The organism is Staphylococcus sp. HMSC069D12 (assembly GCF_001810405.1).
In the GTDB taxonomy this organism is placed as follows: Bacteria; Bacillota; Bacilli; order Staphylococcales; family Staphylococcaceae; genus Staphylococcus; species Staphylococcus haemolyticus.
The window spans coordinates 1-228 of the sequence record NZ_KV801115.1 but is presented as its reverse complement, the minus strand read 5'-3'; the positions used below and the strand labels follow the sequence as shown (position 1 = coordinate 228).

At 38.2% G+C, this 228-nt stretch carries 1 protein-coding gene; it reads left to right on the top strand.

Going from position 1 to position 228, the window contains the following annotated elements; genetic code table 11:
• The coding region (locus HMPREF2737_RS09665) for a Rib/alpha-like domain-containing protein (RefSeq protein WP_218085481.1) at positions 1-228 on the top strand (228 nt) is incomplete at both ends.

The following is a 228-nucleotide window of genomic DNA, read 5'->3' as shown; positions in this document are numbered from 1 at the left end:
ACACCAACAACTGAGGATGATGTAACAGGAGCAGTAACAATTCCAAATTATCCATCAGAAAAAGGAAAACCAACAATCACAGTGGATGATCCAAGTAAATTACCAGACGGTAATACACCAGGAACATCAAATGTAGATGTAACGGTAACATATCCAGATGGTACAAAAGATCACGTGACAGTACCTGTAACGACAAATCCAGAAAAAGACAACAATGCTTATGAACCA